The 20,032-nt window shown below is 68.4% G+C and carries 16 protein-coding genes; 7 read left to right on the forward strand and 9 right to left on the reverse strand.

Annotation, left to right across the window (positions count from 1 at the left end; all coding sequences use genetic code 11):
• Positions 1-36: 36 nt before the first annotated feature.
• Positions 37-984, forward strand: coding sequence for a helix-turn-helix transcriptional regulator (locus ACFYTQ_RS26290; RefSeq protein ID WP_387366329.1), 948 nt, complete (start codon positions 37-39; stop codon positions 982-984).
• Here the strand turns inward: ACFYTQ_RS26290 and ACFYTQ_RS26295 are convergent.
• A complete protein-coding gene (locus ACFYTQ_RS26295; RefSeq protein ID WP_387366332.1) occupies positions 959-1,948 on the reverse strand; it encodes an alpha/beta fold hydrolase in 990 nt (329 codons plus the stop codon). The two genes, ACFYTQ_RS26290 and ACFYTQ_RS26295, sit on opposite strands and share 26 nt — an antisense overlap.
• 138 nt (positions 1,949-2,086) lie before the next feature.
• Here ACFYTQ_RS26295 and ACFYTQ_RS26300 point away from each other — a divergent pair, with 138 nt between their 5' ends.
• The gene (locus tag ACFYTQ_RS26300) at positions 2,087-2,962 is read left to right on the forward strand and encodes a LysR family transcriptional regulator (RefSeq protein ID WP_387366335.1); all 876 of its coding nucleotides are present in this window, start codon (positions 2,087-2,089) and stop codon (positions 2,960-2,962) included.
• Between the two features lie 184 nt (positions 2,963-3,146).
• On the opposite strand, the gene ACFYTQ_RS26305 is transcribed toward ACFYTQ_RS26300, so the two are convergent.
• Positions 3,147-5,750, reverse strand: coding sequence for a CHAT domain-containing protein (locus ACFYTQ_RS26305; RefSeq protein WP_387366337.1), 2,604 nt, complete (start codon positions 5,748-5,750; stop codon positions 3,147-3,149).
• 44 nt (positions 5,751-5,794) lie between these two features.
• Between ACFYTQ_RS26305 and ACFYTQ_RS26310 the strand changes: the two genes are divergently transcribed.
• Entirely contained in the window at positions 5,795-6,430 is a 636-nt protein-coding gene (locus ACFYTQ_RS26310; protein ID WP_387366340.1) for a hypothetical protein, read from the forward strand.
• The gene (locus ACFYTQ_RS26315; protein ID WP_387366343.1) at positions 6,427-7,137 is read left to right on the forward strand and encodes an RES family NAD+ phosphorylase; all 711 of its coding nucleotides are present in this window, start codon (positions 6,427-6,429) and stop codon (positions 7,135-7,137) included. Before ACFYTQ_RS26310 ends, ACFYTQ_RS26315 begins: the two co-directional genes overlap by 4 nt.
• A gap of 102 nt (positions 7,138-7,239) precedes the next feature.
• Here ACFYTQ_RS26315 and ACFYTQ_RS26320 read toward each other — a convergent pair whose 3' ends face one another.
• From ACFYTQ_RS26320 to ACFYTQ_RS26335, 4 genes are all read right to left on the reverse strand, one after another.
• Entirely contained in the window at positions 7,240-7,881 is a 642-nt protein-coding gene (locus ACFYTQ_RS26320; RefSeq protein WP_387366346.1) for a hypothetical protein, read from the reverse strand.
• 360 nt (positions 7,882-8,241) lie between these two features.
• Positions 8,242-9,078 (reverse strand): SDR family NAD(P)-dependent oxidoreductase, encoded by an 837-nt coding sequence (locus tag ACFYTQ_RS26325; RefSeq protein WP_387366349.1) that lies wholly within the window; start codon positions 9,076-9,078, stop codon positions 8,242-8,244.
• A 117-nt stretch (positions 9,079-9,195) separates the two neighbouring features.
• Positions 9,196-10,386, reverse strand: a complete 1,191-nt coding sequence (locus ACFYTQ_RS26330) for a lactonase family protein (RefSeq protein ID WP_387366352.1) — start codon at positions 10,384-10,386, stop codon at positions 9,196-9,198.
• Between the two features lie 132 nt (positions 10,387-10,518).
• The gene (locus ACFYTQ_RS26335) at positions 10,519-11,163 is read right to left on the reverse strand and encodes a QsdR family transcriptional regulator (RefSeq protein WP_387366355.1); all 645 of its coding nucleotides are present in this window, start codon (positions 11,161-11,163) and stop codon (positions 10,519-10,521) included.
• Positions 11,164-11,353: 190 nt separating this feature from the next.
• On the opposite strand from ACFYTQ_RS26335, the gene ACFYTQ_RS26340 reads away from it, so the two are divergent.
• From ACFYTQ_RS26340 to ACFYTQ_RS26350, 3 genes are all read left to right on the forward strand, one after another.
• Positions 11,354-12,868, forward strand: a complete 1,515-nt coding sequence (locus ACFYTQ_RS26340; RefSeq protein ID WP_387366358.1) for a hypothetical protein — start codon at positions 11,354-11,356, stop codon at positions 12,866-12,868.
• 62 nt (positions 12,869-12,930) lie between these two features.
• Positions 12,931-14,130, forward strand: coding sequence for a GDSL-type esterase/lipase family protein (locus ACFYTQ_RS26345; RefSeq protein ID WP_387366361.1), 1,200 nt, complete (start codon positions 12,931-12,933; stop codon positions 14,128-14,130).
• A gap of 36 nt (positions 14,131-14,166) precedes the next feature.
• Positions 14,167-15,483, forward strand: a complete 1,317-nt coding sequence (locus tag ACFYTQ_RS26350; protein ID WP_387366364.1) for an alpha/beta hydrolase — start codon at positions 14,167-14,169, stop codon at positions 15,481-15,483.
• A gap of 24 nt (positions 15,484-15,507) precedes the next feature.
• On the opposite strand, the gene ACFYTQ_RS26355 is transcribed toward ACFYTQ_RS26350, so the two are convergent.
• From ACFYTQ_RS26355 to ACFYTQ_RS26365, 3 genes are read right to left on the reverse strand one after another with little or no spacing between them, the layout of a single operon-like run.
• Positions 15,508-16,974 carry an aldehyde dehydrogenase family protein gene (locus tag ACFYTQ_RS26355; RefSeq protein ID WP_387366367.1) on the reverse strand — a complete coding sequence of 489 codons (1,467 nt, stop codon included), beginning with the start codon at positions 16,972-16,974 and terminating at the stop codon, positions 15,508-15,510.
• A gap of 1 nt (position 16,975) precedes the next feature.
• Positions 16,976-18,502, reverse strand: coding sequence for a GMC family oxidoreductase (locus ACFYTQ_RS26360; RefSeq protein ID WP_387366370.1), 1,527 nt, complete (start codon positions 18,500-18,502; stop codon positions 16,976-16,978).
• Between the two features lie 11 nt (positions 18,503-18,513).
• Complete coding sequence (locus tag ACFYTQ_RS26365) at positions 18,514-20,004, reverse strand: aldehyde dehydrogenase family protein (protein WP_387366373.1); 1,491 nt, start codon at positions 20,002-20,004, stop codon at positions 18,514-18,516.
• Positions 20,005-20,032 lie beyond the last annotated feature (28 nt).

Below are 20,032 nucleotides of genomic sequence, written 5' to 3' on the forward strand. Positions count from 1 at the left end.
AGCTCCCGCCCTAGGTTGTCGGGCAGACTCGAATTCGTGTTGGAAACCTCCGCCCGCCTGCTCCGGCTGCTGTCACTGCTCCAGACCCCGCGCGACTGGACCGGCGCGGAACTCGCCCGCCACCTCGACGTGGACGTGCGCACCGTGCGCCGCGACATCGAGAAGCTGCGCGCCCTCGGCTACCCCGTGCACGCCGTCGCGGGCGCCGCCGGATACCGGCTGGGCGCGGGCGCGACACTGCCGCCGCTGCTGCTGGACGACGACGAGGCCATCGCGGTCGCCATGGGCCTGCGCACCGCGGCGGGCGGGACCATCGCGGGCATCGAGGAGAGTTCGCTGCGCGCGCTGGCCAAACTCGAACAGGTGCTGCCGTCGCGGCTGCGGCATCGCATGACCGCCCTCCAGGCGGCGACCGTCGCGGTCCCGGCGGGCGGGCCACGGGTCGATCCGGACACCCTCACCGCCATCGCCGCCGCCGTCCGCGAGCAGCACCGGCTGCGCTTCGACTACCGCACGCACACCGGCGAAACCGCCAGGCGCACAACCGAACCGCATCGACTCGTGCACACCGGACGCCGCTGGTACCTGATCGGCTGGGATACCGACCGCGAGGATTGGCGCACCTACCGCGTGGACCGGCTGACCCCGCGCACCCCCACCGGCCCGCGCTTCACACCGCGCGAGGCGCCGGACGCCGCGGACTTCGTCTCGCACGCGGTGACCACCGCGCCCTACCGCTACCAGGCGCGCATCCTGCTGCACACCTCCGCGACCCTCGCCGCCGAACGGATCGCGCCGACCGTGGGCGTCCTCGAGGCTCGCGACGCGAAAAGCTGTGTGCTGCATACGGGTGCGCATTCACTCGACGCCCTCGCGGCCTACCTGGCCGGTTTCGGATTCGAGTTCCGGGTGCTCGACCCGCCGGAGCTCATCACGCGACTCCGCGAACTGGCCGCGCTCATGAACCGTGCGGCCGGGGCTTGATGTCGGACTCGAGGGAGTCGAGCCACTCGGTCACCGTGGCAACGTACCGCCGCGGGTCGTGTTCGTGCATGGAGTGCGGCATCTCGGGAAAGGCGCGGTAGGTGAAGCTGTTTCCCGTTCCCTCCACGAGTTCCTTGACGCGGGCGGCCTGAACGTCGGCGAGGGCGCCGAGGATATTGCCGCTCTCGGGGTCGACGTAGTGGAAGTGATGGGTGAGCAGGACGGGCACCTTCACCTGCCGCAGCATCGTGTCGTGGTCGCAGTTGAGGGTGGCTCGTCCGCTGACGAACGCGTCACCCCATTCGGGGTCGTACTCGCGGAGATTCTGCGGGATCCCGTTCGAGGGAGGACGGGATCCGGACATCCGCGCGAGGGCGGCGAGCATCCAGCCGGGGATTTCGCGAGGCAGGGCCGAGCGCATTCCGTCGTAGTCACCGATACTCCACTGCGCGCCGAGCCATTTGTGCCAAAGCCGGAACATCGGCGCGACTCCCTGGCGAATGGATGGGCCGACCGCGGGGCTGGCCTCGGAGGCGAACAGAGGCGGATCCTCGAAGACGGCGGCGACGACCTGTCCCGGTGCGGCATAGGCCGACAGCCACGCGGCGATCGTTCCGCCCGAGGACAGGCCGCACACGATCGTCGGGCGGCCGATCACCCGGTCGATGAATCGAACCAGGTCACCGCCGAAGATGTCGAGACTGTACCGGCCGGGCGTCCACGTCGACCGCCCTTGGCCGCGCAGGTCGACGGCGTAGGCCTGGTAGCGGTCGGACAGCAGTCCCATCGCCGCCTCGTAGCTCCACCACGAGTCGGTCTGGGCGGGGATGAGCAGCATGGCCGGGGCGGACGGATCACCGGCCACCGCATAGTTCATTCGAATCTCGCCGAGGTCGACGATGTGTTCGACGTAGGCGTGGTCGACGAATATGTCCGAGTGGTCGTGCGCTTCGATCGGTGTCATGGCCGTGCTGCCTGTCGCTTCGAGGGATTGACGCGTCCGTTGACGACACTGCCAAGCCGGGAACGATTAATCCAATAGAATGAACCGATTCATTGATCGTTCGTGGCGAATAGTCGGTGCGCGTGATGGGAGACGGCGGTGGAACTGCGGCACCTGAGGTACTTCGTCGCCGTGGCCGAGCAGCTGCATTTCGGACGAGCGGCGGAGCAGTTGTTCGTGACCCAGTCGACATTGAGCGTGCAGATCCGCCAACTCGAGGACGAGGTGGGCGGACCTCTGTTCCTCCGCACCAGTCGGTCCGTCCAGCTCACCGATGCCGGTCGACTCTTCCATGAGCAGGCCCGTCGCGTTCTGGAGCAGGCGGACCGGGCCATGCGTTCGGCGCGAGAATCCGTGCGCGGCGAATCCGGTTCCCTGCGAATCGGATTCTCCGGCTACGCCGCGTACAGCGGACTGCTGCCCACGGACCTGCGCGCCTTCCACGACCGACATCCCCGGGTCGAGATCGACGTGCGAGAGCTGTCACCCGGCGGCGTCGCGGACGAGTTGCGAAGAGGAACAATCGACCTCGGCTACACCCCCCACTTCGGCCCGGAGCACATCGAAGCACTCACACCACACCCCCGACGCCGCATACACATGGTGGCCGCACTACGCGATGACCACGACCTGGCCCGCAAACAGCAACTCTCCCTAGCCGATTTCGCCGACGAGCGACTGATCCTGCCCGCCCCCCAAACCGGCACCACAACCCTCGCCGACCGAATCCGCCCCGCCCTCACATCCCTCCCCGAACCACGCCTCGCACCCACGACATTGTCCGTACTCACCCTCGCCTCAGCCGGCCACGGAATCGCCCTGGTCCCCGACGGCGCCGACCGCCTGGGCATCCCGGGCCTGACCTACCGCCCGATATCGGAGCCCCTGGACCTCGAGGTCGTCATCCTCACCAGACCGAACGACACCTCCGGCACGGTCAATGCGTACTTGGCGGACTTGAGCGACCTGACCTAGCGGTCGGCCATGTCGGGTACCTCCGATCTCGAGGTCTCCCCACAGATGCACAAGCCCTCTCGATGAGCTGATTCATCGTCCACCTTCGGACCGCCCCGCTGGCTCCTGGAGCGGCACGACCGCTCAACGCGCACAACGGGCGGACGCAACGCGGGTTGGGTCTCGGGTCTCGGGGCGAGGCAGTTCAGGTCCAGCACACCCATGTCGCGTGGTCGCGGGGATGGGCGAACGGACGGGAGTCGCCTGGTCCGTTCAGCGCGGGCAGGATCGCGAGTTCGGGATGGGTCCGCTCGAGGTCGCGCACGGTACTCGAACGCATCGCCGCCACCGATCGCTCGACCGCGAGGGCTGCGGCATCGATCGGATTGCGTACCAACTCGTTTCGGCGCAGATTCTGGTAGAAGCCCGCGGTGAAGGCCGCCGCGGCGGCGTCGCGAACCGGCCATTGAGGTGAGATGACCACGTGGGCGCCCGCGGCGAGGAGCTCGTCCTGAATGCGGCGGGGCGGATAGGGCGCTTCGTGCCGGTACGCGGTGGGGCAGACGGTGAGCACGAGAATCGGTGGGATGCAGAGGTTCTCGTGCCGCGACGGGACTATCCAGGTGTCCGGCTCGAGACTCAGTGCGGGTCTTCGGTCGACTTCGCCACCATGAGCGGCGATGTGCAGGATCGGTGCACTCGTGTCCTCGGGGGGTTCGTCGTCCGAGGGCAGTACCTCTCGCACGATCAGGTCGGCGCCCAGGATGCGCCGCATCGTCGATCGTTCGATCTTCGAGCCGGGCAATTGCGGATGTCGCGCGAACGAGGCCCTGACCATGATTCCGTTCGATTCGCGCGGGGCCTTCCTCGACGGTCGGGCCGTGGGCAGCGACCGTGACACGCAGTTCGTCACGGCATGGAACGGAAGGTCGAGCGCCGGGCCGGCCGCGATGGTCGGTGCCGAGATGTCGCTGTCCGTGGGCTCGCCGAAAACGTTACGGCAGAACAGAATCGCGTTCTCGATATCGCCGGATGCGGGCCGGTCGGTGTCACCCGAGCGATAGCGATGCTGTAAACGGTCGCGTTCGACGCGCAATCGATCCCAGGTCAGCAGGGACGAGCGGACGAGGATCCACCGATCGGTCGGGGCGCGACGCAGGACTACGCCCTCGGCGAGGCCGGGCAGCAACACGATGGCGGGGTCGAGGTCGTCGCATCCCGCGATGCTGAGCGCGGCGTCCGGATCACCGGCGACGGCCAGGAGCGCGGCCGCCTCGCAGCGTAGTTGCAGTCGCTGCGATTGGATCCGTGAATCCGTTGTGGCAGCGAGGTTTTCGATCACACTCAGGAGTACGGCGACGGCGTCCTTCGCGCGGTGGTAACGGACCAATGCGCGCGCGAAGCGGCGCGCCGCCCGAACGTACAGCGAGACATCGAGTTCCGCGGCATGGGCCAAGGCGCTCCGGAACAGCTGCTCGGCTTCGGGATCCAGGGTTCCGGCCGGACGATGGTGGAGTTCGAGTGCCGCGGCCAGCAGAATCTCGTGCTGCGGAATATCCCTGTCCGCGCTGTGGGGTTGGGCCTGCGACAGGCTCAACGCGCGGCGATACCATCTGATCGCCCTGCGCCATTCTCGCGGATCGTCCTCGAGGCGTGCTCGGTCTCGCAGGGCATTGGCGAGGTTGGCCACGAGCCGAGGCCGTTCCTGGGCACCCGGACGGGTCAGGCGAACGGCACGAGCCGAATACGTGATCGCCTCGGTCAGCAGGCTCTTGTCCTCGCCGTCGACCGACGTGCTGAGATCGTGCAGGCGCCGTAACGCGTGCCCCAGCGAAGTCAACCGTTTCTGTCGACGTACGGCACCGGTCGACGGCAACTCCACCGCGTGCCGGAAGGCATCCACCGCGTTGCGCACATGCTCGAGTGGCGCATCGACATGCTCGGCCAGCGACATGAGGGCGTTGGCGCGTGCCATCCACGGTCCGCCGCGAGCGGGATCGCCCAGGGGAGCGAACCGCAACGCCTGGTCGGCGGCCGCGACGGCGTTCTCGAGATCCGTGATCGAGCCCAGCGCGGCTCCGCGGGAGCGGTACGCGTTCGCCAGATTCTGCCAGCGGGTGGCCAGTTCGACGGCAGGGATCGACAGCGGAATCTCCCCGGGCGCCGTGCAGTCGCTGCCATCCGGGTCGAGACCGGCCGCGGCTCGGTTGGCCCGCACCGAGATGTCCCACCACTGAATCCCCTGCGCGCGCTTCGCCAGGTTGCGCGCGATGATCGCCATGATGTTGTGGCGTCGGGCGATTGCTTCGGCCGGTGCTTGGTCGCCGGGCACCGCGAGTGCCGACTGTGCGTGCGCGGCAGCGGTTCTCAGTGTTCCGAGCGGATCCTCGGTCAGGGACATCTCGACGGTGAAGTCGAGATGGATGGCAAGCATGCTGTGTGCTCGGGCGCGGATTTCGGGCGCGATGTCGGGCGGCGCGTTCTCGATCCGCGCGACCAGACGATCGGCCGCCGTGATCCAGTCGGTGAACCGCTCGAGCGAGTCGAGTGCGAGACAGAAGTAGATCGCGGTCAACGCCTGCACCCGCACCGCCTGCGCCCAGTCCAGGGACTGGTTTTCGAGCCTCTTGTCCTCGGCCAGCTGCAGCCATGCCCGCGCGGACGCGAGACGTTGGGCGGCAGAGGCGGTTCGAGATGTTGCGGGGGTTGCCGCCGCCGCAGCCCGGGCCGCGTCCGTCGCCCACTCCGGGGCGCTCTCCATGATCGTCTCCGCGATCGATATCTCGGCGCGCGGTCCCCCTCGGTTCATCGCGAACCCCGTCTCGCTTCCAGTGGGCTTGCTACTCTCTGAGAATGTCCGACGGCCCTGATGAGCCGAACCCGCACCCGCAGCACGAATTCGAAGTATCCATCGATGCGCCCACGCCCGAGGGCTTTCCCGTGGTTCGGGTCGCCGCCACCGGCCCCGTCGAGGTGCGCGCGTTCTTCGGCTGGGTGATGAGCCGGTTGTCCGAGCCTGCGAACGGAACGGAGGCCGCCGTCGATCCGGTGCGGCTGGCCGGAGACCCGGCCACGGCGCGACTCGTCGCCGCGGCGGACGCACGGTTGGCCGACACGTGGCGGACCATCTCCGAGAAGTACGGGATGCTCACCGCAACCGAGGTGGCTTCGGTGGCGCACCGATCGGAAGCGGCCGTCCAGGACTACCTGGACGAACTCGTCCGCGACGGCGGGTTGCTACGGCTGGCCGAACCAGCAGGAGACGGCACCGGGGTGTTCCCGGGTTTCCAGTTCGATGTGGACGGCACTGTGCCACCGGTGGTTTCGCGCCTGATCGCGCGCCTGACCGCTGAATGGGACGCGCGGGAGGTGGTGCTGTGGATGGCCTCTCCCAACGGCTGGCTCGGCGGCCGCGCGCCCGCGGATCTGCTTCTGACACGGCCGGATTCGGTCCTTTTGGCAGCCGACTACGCGGTGGCGGCGGAATGACCACACCCCGCGGGACCGGAGTGGCGTCCGGCCTTCCCACCACCGGCGTCGTCCCGGCTCCTCCCGCCGGTTCGACTCTCACTCCGCTGATCGAAACCTGGCCGCAGGGGCGCGAGATGTATCGCGGGCATACCCGAGGCAGGAGCCCGCGTGAGTTCAACCCCGGAGTGGGCAAACCCGGCCGCTTCAGCTTCTTCGCCGATACCGGAGGCAAGACGGTCCCGATCCTTTACGCGGGCAATACCGTCGACGTCGCGATCGGTGAACGACTCTTCCACGATCTACCCCTCGGATCGGGTGCGGTCCTCGTGTCGAAGCAGTACCGGACAGTCGCCTACAGCCGCCTGGCTCCCCGCCGTCGGCTGCGGTTGGCGAGTCTGCACGGAGACGGGTTGCGGCGGTTGGGACTTCGCAATCATCAGCTGATCGACACCGACGCGATCGACTATCCCGACACGGTGCAGTGGGCCGCCGCGCTCCATGCCCGCGCCGATCTCGCGCTCGACGGTCTGATCTGGATGAGCCGTCAGTTCAATACCGGGCAGGCGGTTGTGCTGTTCGGCGACCGGGTCGCAGCCTCCGACCTGGACGTCGACCCCGACGTGAACGACCGAAGTTTCTACCAGGGAGGCGGACTGGGCCTGCTGCTCGACGCCGCCGAGCGCGCCGGTATCCGAGTCGGCACTCCGTCGAGGTACCTGTCCTGACCCTGGCTGTCCGCCGGATCCGCTTGCCGCCCAGCGCAGTTGCGCCCGGACGCCGCGAGGCCGCCGACCGGTATGGTCGGCGGCGAGCGAACGCAGAGGGGGTCAGCCCTTCTTACGGCAGTACCACGCGTAGGGATTGCCGGAATCGTGCAGGCCGGATACCGCTTGTGGTCCGTACTGGTGCTGGCATTGAGCGTCGATGTCGATATAGCCGGCATGGGTGTTGCCGTGGACGCATTCCCAACTGAACGCGCTGTTGGTGTCTCTCACGTGTGCGGTGGCGCCGTTATAGGTGCGCGAGCAGTAGTCGTTGAGATCCAGGCCGCCGAGGCTGGCGTCGGTGCTGGGGGTTTTGGAGTCGACCGCGGTCTCGTTCATCGCTTCGGACGCCCCCGACACGCATCCCACGGCCGCGATGAAAAGACCTGTGCCCACGGCGATGACCGGAATCTCGGCCTCTTCGAGGACGAATTCGGACTCCAGGACCAGTTCCATGGCTCCATGGGTCACACACCCGCCGATCGCGTCATTCACCTTGTCGGGCATGTCCTGCGGCGATCGAGGACCCGCGTATTGAGGAATTCCCCATACGCTGCATCCGTCTCCACGGGGACCGCCCTTGGGTGTGAGCGCCTTCACCAGACACCTGCTGACCAGATAATCTCCCTTGGCCGGCGCCGCCTGCGCCGTTCGAGCTCCGCCGACGACGAGCGCGGTGAACATCGTCACCAGAACTGCCAGCATTACGGGCAGGATTCGTTTGCTGCGACACGTCATCGCATGACCCCATTCTGGATGGATTCGACCAGTCGATTTCTCTCGTGCCCCACCGAGCCGGGCAAGAAGATACTTTCGAACTGATTTCTACCCCGCGTTCGGAGGCGGCGGTATCGGTCGTTGAATCGACAATCGCGCTCCGCCCGGAAAGATCTGCGTCGCAATCGACGAAATAACGGTCGTAAAGTCCACCGCGACAGATCAGGTCGCTCGGAATCACCATCACCGGTGCCGCTCGCGGTCGGGGCCGAGCCGAAGCTCTGCGACTCGCTGCCGAAGGTCTGCTCCTACAACTGCCGGTCGGGTGCGCACCGATCGTGTTGTCACTCAGCGCGCGTGGAACTTTCCGGCGACTTCGGTGATGAGCGAAACCGTGCCGTCCTTGGTCGCCGCGGTAGCGCCGCCGTCGACGGGTAGGCCGACGCCGGTGATCCACCCCGACAGATCGCTGGCGAGGAACAGGGCCGCGTTCGCTATGTCCTCCGGCGTGCCCGCGCGGCCGATGAGGGTCTCGCCGCCGATGGCAGCGCCCACCTCGGTCAGGAACGCCGTTTCCTGCTCGGGGTCGATCCGGAACATCGTGGTGATGATCGAGGTGAGGACCGCTCCGGGCAGGAGGGCGTTGGAGCGGATTCCGGTGCCTCGGTTCTCCAGGGCCGTCTGCCGGACCAGGGCCAGCACCGCCGCCTTCGCCATCGAGTACGCGGCGCCGTTCCAGCCCGCCTCGAGGGCGGCGACGCTCGCGGTCGTGATGATCGAGCCGGCGGTGCCCTGCGCGCGGAACTGTTCGACCGCGTACTTGTGGGCGGCCACGTGGGCGTGCAGATTCAGCGCGAGCGTGCGATCCAGCCCCTCGGGAGTGAGTTCGCTGACGGGCGAAAGGTCAACCGCCGCACCGGCATTGCTGAACATGACATCGAGCCGGCCGAACTCGGCCACCGCCGTCCGGACCAGCGCCCGCACCTGCTCGGGCGCGGTGACGTCGGTGTGCTCGAACCGGGCGGCGGCGCCCAGCCGCGCGGCGGCGGCCTTCCCCTTCCCCTCCTGGATGTCGGCGAGGACCACCTTCGCGCCGTGCGCGACGAACAATTCCGCCGTGGCCAGACCCATACCGCTGGCGGCTCCCGTGATCACGGCCACCTTGCCTTCGAGCAGATTGCCCACTGCGGCAACCCCTTTCGCTAGTTCGGTCCACCCGGCGGGAGACACCACGAGAACTATCTTTTATATAATGCTTTGTGTATTGAATCACACTCCCGCCGAGAACCTCTCGGACAGCGCCTACCGCTCCCCGGTGAGAACCGCGTCCGGCCCATCGGAGAACACGAGTCCCGTATCGGTCACCGGGTCGCCCGAGGGAGCCAGCCCGCCGTCCGCACGGATCGCGTAGGAGTGGACCTGCGTGGTGCCGTGCACGGTCAGGGCGTCGATGAGGAACAGCCGCCCGTCGGCCTCGTCCAGGATCACCCGGCCCGGAAGCGTGCCGACCGGGGCGGGGTAGGGCGAGCCGGGCAGGGGGCTCAGTGCGCCGTCGGCTCCGATGGTGAAGCCGCCGATCGAATCGCCCATGGATGCGGGAACGTAGAGGCGGTGACCGTCGCGGGTGAACACGACACCGTGCGGAAGGAACCCGACCCGATACGGTGAGCCCGGTGTCGGCGTGAGGCTGCCGTCGTCGCCGATCGCGAATCCCGCCACCCCGTCGCTGGCCTCGTTGCTGACATAGAGGAACCGGCCGTCGGGGGTGACACCGTGCAGGGTCGGCTGCATCCCGGCGAACACCGGACCACCGACCGCCCGCAAGCCACCGTCGGGTTGCACGGCGTAGCTGGACACGGTCATATCGAGCCAGCTGGCGAGAAAGAGATAACGCTCGTCGGGTGACAAGGTGGGCATCGTCAACCCGCTGATCCCGGGCACCAGCGTGGCCGGTGCACCCGTCGGCGTCAGCGCTCCCGACGCGTCGATCCGGTAGGAACGAACTTCGTTCGTCGCCCCGCCGACGGCGGCGAACATGCGCGACCCGTCGGCGCTGATCGCGAAACCCACTGCGGGCGTGCCCAAGTCGAGCTGTGCGCCGGGAATGCGGGTCAGGGCGCCGTCCGAGCCCATCCGATAGCCGCTGATCGAACCCGAAACCGTATGCGCGATATAGATCGTGCGGCCATCCGGCGTAGCGGTCAGCGACAACGCGCCCACGCCCGCGGGAAACGGTGATCCGCTCACCGCGGCGAGGGCACCACCGCCGTCCACCCGCAGCACTTCGATATTCGACGATGCCGCACCCGCGATGACCAGGTAGTGATCCGGTGCGTCCGCGAGAGCCGGCCCGGACCAACCGCCGGAGGCGACGACGACGGACGCCGCCACCCCCGCCACCAGACCTCGCACCACGTGAACTGTCTTGACGAGCACATCGACCTCCGTAATTCCGGTGCGCCACAGTGCGCACAGGGCACAGAGGACCGCCATCTCGGTCAGGAGAAGGTCAACCGCTGAGAACGATGGTGAGCCTCTGCACTCAGCGAAGCTACGCACCGCCGCCGCACCCGAGTGTCCAGGGATTTGGACATCCGCCCTACCCGAACCCGTTGGAAGCACCCTTCATTCGTCGCCCACCGGCCCGATCGAATCCTCCCGCAGCAACAACGAGATCATCGTGTGCGCGGTCGCCGGATCGGGATTGAGCGTCGGATCGCCGCCGTTGTGCAGATAGCGCTCACCGAGCGCGACGATGCCGTCCGCGAGCGTCGCGGGCGGTGCCGGGGGGCGATAGCCGCCGTCGGCGACTTCCCGCTCGATCGCGCGGGTCAGCGATTCGACCAGTCGGGGACGGATCGGGCCGGTGAGGTCGGTGAGCATTCGCACGCCGCGCTCACCCTCGTTGGCCAGAAGCGCGTGCAGCGGTTGGGCGTTCGCGCAGGCGTCGAGGAACCAGGTGATGCCCCGTTCCAATCGGGCCAGCCCGCGCCCGCTGGCCGCGGCGACCGCACGCTCCAGGAGGGCCCGCAGTTCCAGCCAGACGACATCGGCCAACAGCCGATCGCGGTCGCCCGTCCATCGATACAGCGTGGTGCGGGAGACCCCCAATTCCGTTGCGAGATCACCCATTTCGAGACGTTCACCGGCCAGGAAGCGCCGCCGCGCGGCGGCCAGGGCATGAGCCGGTGTGGCACGCGGCGACGCGTCCCGCTGACCGGTGGCGTGCAGATAGGCCAGGGTCGGGGACTCCGCGTTCTCTCGCGCCATGCGGAACATCGTAGCCAAACGTATCCGAATGTTACAGATTGACGCCGATGCTCCATCACGTTACATTTTTGATAGATGTAACGAACAGGAGTTCATGGTGCGTCTCCGGTACGTCCTCCGCATGGCAGTCGCGATACTCGGCATAGCGGCGGTCTCGCCGACAATGGCTGGCGCCGAGACGGATTCACCCGTGGCGGGGGTGTCGGCCGAGCAGTTCCGGGACGGCTTCGTCGAGCGCGACGGGTCGGCGTTGAGCCTGAACGGACGCCCGTTCCGCTTCGCCGGAGCGAATGTCGAATGGCTCGGTCTCGCGAACTACGGCCCCAATCCGTCCCCCGCCACGCCGCCGGACAGTGCGCGCTATCCCAGCGACTACGAGATCGACGACGCCTTCGCGACCGCCCGGGAGATGGGCGCGACCGTCCTCCGCTCCCAGACGCTCGGCGATACGATCGGCTGCCCCTCCTGCCTGGAACCGGCTGCGGGACAATTCAATCCGGCCGCCTTCGCCCAGATGGACAAGGTGGTGGCCAAGGCGCGCGCCCACGGCCTCAAACTGATCGGCGAATTCTCCGGCGACGCCAATGGCAACCCCGCCCCGGACCAGAACTCGCCCTCGGCCGACAGCCACGACTGGTACTGCACCTGGCGGCAGCGCCCCGACTGCGGGCAGGCGTTCTTCACCGATCCGCGAATCATCGGCGACTACGAGCGGCACATGAAAGCCGTTCTGGAACACGTCAATCCGCTCACCGGGCTGGCCTATCGCGATGATCCGACCTTCGTCGGCTGGGTCGACGGCAACAACCTCGATCTGCTCGACGGGGTACCCACGCCGGTGGTGGAGGACTGGCTGCGCACCGTCTCCGACTACTTCCACTCGATCGATTCCCGGCAGCTGTTCGTCAATATCAGCCTGGGCGGTGGCGACGGATTCGTCACCGACGCGGCGCTGCGACTGCCGAATGTCGACGTGTACGCCGCGGAGTACTACCCGCACTGGCTGCCGATCGTCTCCGGCGGCAACCGCGTCGACGGCGACGCCGGTGCGCTGCACGACAAGGCCGCCCAGGTCGCCGCGGCCGGAAAGGTGTTCGTGCCGATCGAATTCGGCTGGGACCGCACCGATTTCGCCACCGGAGCGGCGTTGCGCGACTTCCTCATCGGATTGGAGTCCGATCCGAATATCGCCGGTGACAACTTCTGGGCCCTCCAGGCGCACGCGAACGGTCACGGCTGGCAGCCCATCCCGGCCGATACCGGCTGCTCCCCCACCTGCGAGTGGGGCGAGGACGGCAACTGGTGGGCGCTGTACTACACGGGCCGCACCACCGCCTCCCACGACGCCGCCGATATGGCCGCGCGGGCACAGCTGCTGCGTGCGCACGCCTTCGCGATGGCCGGTTACCCGGCGCCGCCGCCGCACCGGCCGGTGCCCGCCCCCGCCATCAGCTCCGTCACCGATCGGACCGTCCTGTTCGAGGGTGCGGCCGGGGCCCCCGACTACACGGTGCAACGCCTGACCGAGGATTCCTGGACGACGATCTGCGAGCACTGCGCCACCGATGCCGCCGAGGGGTGGACCGACACCGATGCGCAGGCCCCGCGCTGCTACCGGGTGCTCGGCTACAACCTCGACGGAGTCGCCGGTCCGCCTTCGGCGCCCGCGGGCGACGACTGCCCCGATAACGGGCGGCGTCGATGACGCCTCGCCGCGGAAACCCTCTCGCCCGCACGGTGATTCGCGCTCTCACAGGCGCACTGCTCGTGACCGCGCAATTCACCTCCGCCGGGCCCGGCACCGCCCAGCAACCGCAACACTGGGTCGGCACGTGGGAAGCCGCCGCGCAGCAGCCGCGGTCGTGGCAGACGGCCGCTCTCGGTGAACGCCAGAGCTACCGCATGCTCGTGCACACCACGATCGGCGGGACGGTCGCGCGCATCCGGTTCGGCAACGCGTTCGGCACCGCCCCGATGATCCTCTCCGACGTCCACGCGGCGGTCCCGGTCGGTGCGCGGCCGGTCGCCGCCCTGCAACCCGAAACCATTGTGCCGGTGCACTTTTCGGGTGGGAATTCGATCGCTGTCCCGCCCGGCGGCGACATCTACTCCGACCCCGTTCCCGTCCCGGTGCCCGCCGACGGATATCTGGCGATCAGCTTCTACGCGCCACGACCACCGGCCGAACCGACCGTGCACACGATGGCGATGACGATCTCCTACCTGACTCTCCCGGGCGCGGGTGACCACGCGGCCGACATCGATGCGACCGCCTTCACGGTCCCGACCCCGTCCTGGTATTTCGTCACCGGTGTCGACGTGACGTCGCCGCCGACGAAGAAAACGGTTGTGGCGCTGGGTGATTCGATCACCGACTGTTGTGTGACGCTGCCCGGCACCGACACCCGCTGGCCCGACCTCCTCGCGCGGCGGATGGCCGCCGCGGGCCTCCCGACGAGCGTGGTCAATGCCGGTATCAGCGGCAACGAGGTCAGCCGAGACCGCGACGGCAATGCCGTCCAGGGCCAGGCCGCCACCACCCGCCTGACTCGCGACGTGCTCGGCGAACCGAATGTGGGAACCGTGATCCTGTTCGAAGGCGTCAACGATGTCGGAACCGGCGTGCCCGCCGAGGAGATCATCGCCGCCTACCGTGATATCGCCGACACCCTGCACCGCCACCACATCCGGGTTCTCGTCGCGACCCTCACCCCCACCGCGGGCAGCGTCCTGTACGGGCCCGGATACACCACCAACGCACCCGTCCGCGACACCGTCAACGCCTGGATCCGCCACCAGCACCTCTTCGACGGCATCATCGACTTCGCCACGGCCGCAACCGATCCCGCCGACCCCGAGCACTGGAACCCCGCCCTCTCCAGCGGCGATGGACTGCATCCGAACCCGGCCGGAATGCGCGCCCTGGCCGATGCCATCGACCTCGGCGACCTGCTCCCGACCGGATAACGCTCGATGAATCGAGGAATCCCATTGTCTCCCCGGATGATTCGCCCGCTGCTCATGGGCCTGTGTCTGGCGCTGTTCGCCACGGTCCCCGCGACGGCCGCGCCCGCGAGCGGCGACGCTCTCACCCTTCGCTCCGACACCACGGTCGACCCTCGCCTGCACGAACTGGTCTTCACCACACCCGCCCTCGACGCGCCGACCTTCGTGCGCGTCCTGCTACCCGTCGGCTATTCCCCGGCCCGTCGCTATCCGGTGCTGCTCCTGCTCGAAGGATGCTGCAATCTCCCGCCCCAGGCGCGGGATTGGACCGATCCCGGCAAGGGTGACGCCGAGCGGATCGTCGGCGACGCGCCACTGATCGTGGTCATGCCCGATTCCGGCATGGGCGGCTTCTACAGCGACTGGTACAACAACGGCCGCGGCGGCAATCCACGCTGGGAGAGTTACCACATGGGCCAGTTGCTGCCGTGGATCGACGAGCACTACAGCACGGTGCCCGGACGCGCCGGGCACGCGGTGGCCGGGCTGTCCATGGGCGGATTCGGGGCGATGAGCTACGCCGCCCGCCACCCCGACCGTTTCGTCTCCGCCGCGTCCTTCTCCGGTGTGGTCGACTCGAACATCCCCGAAGGCAGCGGGGCCACCGTCGACGAATGGCTGTCCTATCTCGACAAGCCCGTTCCGGGCAGCCTCTGGGGACCGCGCGCCACCCAGGAAATCCGTTGGCGCGCACACAATCCGTGGGATCTGGCCGACAACCTGCGCGGTACGCACCTCGAGCTGTACACCGGCGACGGCAGTCCGGGCCCGTACAACAGCGAGCCCGACCCACCGGAGTCCGATACCGTCCACCCGCAGAGCGTCAGCCTGCATCGGCGCCTGACGGCGCTGGGCATCGCGCACGAATGGCACGACTACGGCGGCGGCGCGCACTCGTGGCCGTATTGGCGACGCGATCTCGCCGACCACGTCCCCGGCCTGATGGCGACCTTCGCGCACCCGGCCCCACCGCCCGAACCGTTCACCTTCACCGCCGCGGAACCGCACTTCGATATCTACGGATACGAGGTCACCGCACACCGCGACACCCTCGAATTCGCCACCCTCGGCGGGGTGAGCGCGAGCGGATTCACCCTCACCTCAACAACTTCCGCCTCGGTGACCACCGCGGCCCGCTACACCCCCGCCGCCGCGTACCGCGTCACGATCAGCAACCCGCACCGCACGAGCACCGAGGTCGTCCCTGCCGACCGCGACGGCCGACTCCACATCTCGATACCCGACGACCCCGCGTCGCCGGGCATCGACAGACCCGGTGTGGACACCGTCGTCACGATCACCGAGCAGAACTGATCGGTCCTCGACCGGCGATCCGGTTCACCACCGCGAGACCACGAGCTTCTGATCGGTGAAGAAGTCCAGCGGCGCCGCGCCGCAGACATGGGAATCGCCGTAGAACGACGCCCCGTATCCGCCCATCGTCACGTTGGCGGGCGGCGCGGGGAAGGCGTTGATACCGACATTGCCGGACCGCACCCGGCGCTCGTACTCCGCCGCCGTGGCGCCGGAGGTCGTGAAAATCGTTGCCGCGTTGCCGAATTCGGTGTCGTTGGACAGGTCGATCGCCGCATCGAGGGATTCCACCCGATGCGCGACCACCACGGGGCCGAACAGTTCGCGCCGCTCCACCGGATGCCGCGGGTCGAGTCCGGTGACGATCGTCGGTCCGATGAAATAGCCCCCCTCGGTCTCGGCGCCGCCGGTGGGCTTCACCGTCCGGCCGTCGAGAACGACCGTCGCGCCGAGGTCCTCGGCTTCCCGCAGCGCCGCCAGAATGCGATCGCGGCTGGCCGCGCTCACCACCGGTCCCATCGTGACGGACTCGTCCCGGCCGCTGCCGACGACGATCCGCTCCGCCAGGGCCACAACCCTTTTCAGCAGTTCGTCGTAGACGTCGCCGATCACGATGACGCGGCTGCCCGCCAGGCAGCGTTGCCCCGCCATCCCGTAGGCGGAGGAGATGATGCCCGCCGCGGCCCGATCCAGGTCCGCGTCCGGGGCGACGACGATCGGGTTCTTCGCGCCGCCATTGGCCTGCACCCGCTTACCGGCCGCGGCGGCGGATTCGTAGATGGCCTTGGCCGTCGGCGACGACGTGATGCAGGAGACCGCGCGCACCGCCGGATGGGCGATCAGATGTTTGACCACGTCGGCCCGCCCGTGCACGAGATTCAGCACGCCGGCCGGAAGTCCGGCCTCCTGGAGGAGCCGGATCGCCGCGCTGGAGGCGATCGGATCCTGTTCGGAAGCCTTGATGATCAACGTATTTCCGGTGACCAGCGCCCACGCCGAGAACTGCACGGTATTCATCACCGGAAAGTTCGACGGGGTCACCGCCACACAGACGCCCAGCGGTTCCCGCACCCGCCGGGCGTCCAGACCGGTGGTGACATTGATGTTCTCGCCGTGGTAGAGCATGGGCGCGGCAATGGCGGTCTCGAGGAAGTCGACGGCACGCCCGACCTCACCGCGAGCCTCGTCGAGGGTCTTGCCCTGATCGCTGGTGATCACCCGGGCCAAAGCCTCGGTGTTCTGCTCGAGCAGCGCCTTCATGCGATAGAGAAACCGCACCCGGTCCTGTAGCGGACGCGCACTCCATTCGACGAAGGCGCGTTCGGCGGCCGCCCCGGCCGCGTCGGCGTCGGCGAGGGAGGCCGGGGCCAGTTCCGCGATACGTGTTCCGGTCGCGGGATCGAAGACCTCGATGGTCTCGGTTCCCCCGCCGCCGCGCCACTGCCCGTCGATCAGGTGGGCCGCGATCGAATCCATTGGTGGAAAGGTCATGTCACTCCTCGGTCGTGCCGGTGGTCCGCAGCAGGTCCGCGGCCTTTTCGGCGATCATCACGGTCGCCGCGTTGGTATTGCAGGAGACGATGTCGGGCATCACCGACGCGTCCGCCACTCGAAGGTTCTCGATGCCGTTCACGCGCAGGCGCGGATCGACGACCGCGCCCGCGTCCGAACCCATGCGGCACGTTCCCGACAGGTGGAAGAAGCTGCTCACCGAATCGCGAATCGCCCGCCGCAGTTCCCGGGCGTCCAGCCGCAGCAGGTTCGCCGTGTCCGACGTGGTCTCCCATTCGTCGAAGGCGCCGGTGCGTACCAGCCGGTCGGCGGCTTCGACACCCGCCACCAACTGTTCGATGTCGTTGTCCTCGTCCAGATATCGCGGATCGATGACGGCCGCCGCCTCCGGATCGGCGGATGCCAGGCGGATCTCGCCGCGACTGCGCGGACGCATATGGCCGATGCCGAGGGCGAACGCGTTGCCCGCGGGCTCCTGCCAGGGCAGGTGATAGTCGATCTGGAGCTGGACGAGCTGGATTTCGGGCCGTCGCTGCGCGGCGTCCGTGGTGAGGAAGACGGTCGATTCGGCGTAGTTGCCGCTCGGTGGCGGCAGCGGGCGCCGCGCCCGCACCCGCACTCCCGCCAGCATGATGTGATCGCGCAGGTTCCGGCCCACCTCGGGCAGATCGGCGACCGGCGCTATACCCAGCGCCGAAAGCGACTGCGCCGCACCGATTCCCGACAGCATCAACAGGTGCGGCGAAGCGACCGCACCCGCGCACAGCACGACCTCCGCCGCGGCCCGGACCTCGACGCGGCGGCCGTCCCGGACGTACTCGACACCGAGACATCGCGTTCCGCGCAGGACGAGCCGGTGCACCACCGCCTCGGTGCCGACGGTGAGATTGGCGCGCCCGATCGCCGGGCGCAGATAGGCCGTCGCCGTGCTCTGCCGAATGCCGTCCTCGATCAGCAGATCGTGGCAGGCCGCGCCGAGCAGGTCGCCGTCGTTGAGATCGTCGGCGACCTTGTGCCCGGCCCGGCGCGCGGCCTCGACGTGCGCCGTGGTCAGCGGATGCGGCGTCCGAATCGGTTGCGGCCGTAGCGGTCCCCCGCGACCGCGGTAGCGGGGATCGCCGTCGGGAACGTCCTCACTGCGCCGGAAGTACGGAAGGACGGATTCGTAATCCCAGCCCTCGGCACCGGCCCGCGCCCAGCCGTCGAAGTCCAGGCGATGCCCGCGCAGATGCGCCATCACATTGATCGATCCACATCCGCCGAGCACACGACCGCGGGGCGCGGGCAGGCTTCGCCCCGAAACCCGTTGCGGCGCAGTGGCGTAACCCCAGTCGGCGTCGCTGCCCAGCAGGGTCGGCCAGGCCGCGGCGGTCGCGACGTCGGGCCGCCGCTCGGTGCCGCCCGCCTCGAGCAGCAGCACCGAGACGTCGGGATTCTCGCTGAGCCGGGCCGCGAGGACACACCCCGCGCTGCCGCCTCCGACGACGATGTAGTCGTAGGTCCTCATCGCGATTCGCCTCAGAGACCCAGGACTACGGTCTTCAGCTCGAGATATTCGTCGAGGTTCTCCTTGCAGGTCTCCCGGCCCCAGCCGGACTGCTTGTAACCACCGAACGGCAGGGCGGCATCGACGGCCTGATAGCAGTTCACCCACACCTGACCGGATTCGAGCTCCCCGACCATGCGGTGGGCCCGGCCGAGATCGCGCGTCCACACGCCCGCGCCGAGTCCGAAGTGGGTGTCGTTGGCCAACTCCAGCACCTCGTCCTCGGTGTCGAACGGCACCACCGAGAGCACGGGCCCGAAGATCTCCTCCCGCGACAGCCGCGACTGCGCGCGGACACCGGTGAGGACGGTGGGTTCGACGAAGTACCCCCGATCGCCGTGGCGGCCGCCGCCCGCGGCGATCTCGACTCCCTCTTCCCGGCCGAGTTCGAGGTAGCCGAGAACCTTGTCGCGATGTTCGGCCGAGATCAACGGCCCCATCTCGGTTCCGGCGTCCAGCCCCGGACCCAGCCGGATCGCGCGGGCGCGCTCGGCCAGCCCGGCGACGACCTCGTCGAAGACGCCGCGCTGCGCGTACAGCCGCGAACCCGCGATACAACTCTCACCCTGGCAGGCGAAGATCGCCAGCGCCGCGGACGGGATCGCGGCATCCAGATTCGCGTCGTCGAAGATGATGTTCGGCGACTTGCCGCCGAGTTCCAGGGAAACCCGCTTGAGCGTATCGGTGGCCGCCCAGGCGATCGTCTTACCGGTCGCCACCGATCCGGTGAAACTGACCTTGCTCACCCGCGGATGCCGGACCAGCGCCGCCCCAACGGTTTCGCCGTATCCGGTGACGTAGTTGAGGACGCCCTCGGGAATTCCGGCCTCGAGTCCCAGCCGCGCGAGCAGCGCGATCGACAGCGGCGTCTGTTCGGCCGGCTTCACCACGACGGTGTTTCCGGTCGCCAGCGCCGGGGCGATCTTCTTGACCGCCATCAGCAGCGGCAGATTCCACGGCACCACCGCGGCCACCACGCCGACCGGCTCCCGCAGCGTGTAGGCGTGATACGCACCGCCCATCGTCGGCGGGAACGACACCGGGATGGTGTCACCGGTGATCTTCGTCGGCCACCCGGCGTAATACCGGAGGATGTCGATCGACAGGGCGACATCGACGTAGCGCGCCTCCCCGATCGGCATTCCGGCGTCCAGTGATTCGAGTTCGGCCAGTTCCCGGGCGTGGGTTTCGACCAGATCGGCCAGGCGCCACAGGATCTTGCCGCGCTCCTGCGGTGTGATGCGCCGCCACGGCCCCCGCAGCGCGGCGTGCGCGGCCGCGACCGCCCGCTCGACGTCCTCGGCGTCCCCCGCCGGAGCGTGCGCGACCACGTCTCCGGTCGCGGGATCCTCGACCGCGAGGGTCCGGCCCGACGCGGCCCGCACCCACTCACCGCCGATCAACATCTGTTGGGCTTCGCCGACCCGGCTGCGCAGGTCTTGCGAGAACAATGTGGTGGTCATGCCTGGTACGTCCTTGTCGTGGGGACTC

The organism is Nocardia sp. NPDC004068 (assembly GCF_042874315.1).
Lineage (GTDB): Bacteria > Actinomycetota > Actinomycetes > Mycobacteriales > Mycobacteriaceae > Nocardia.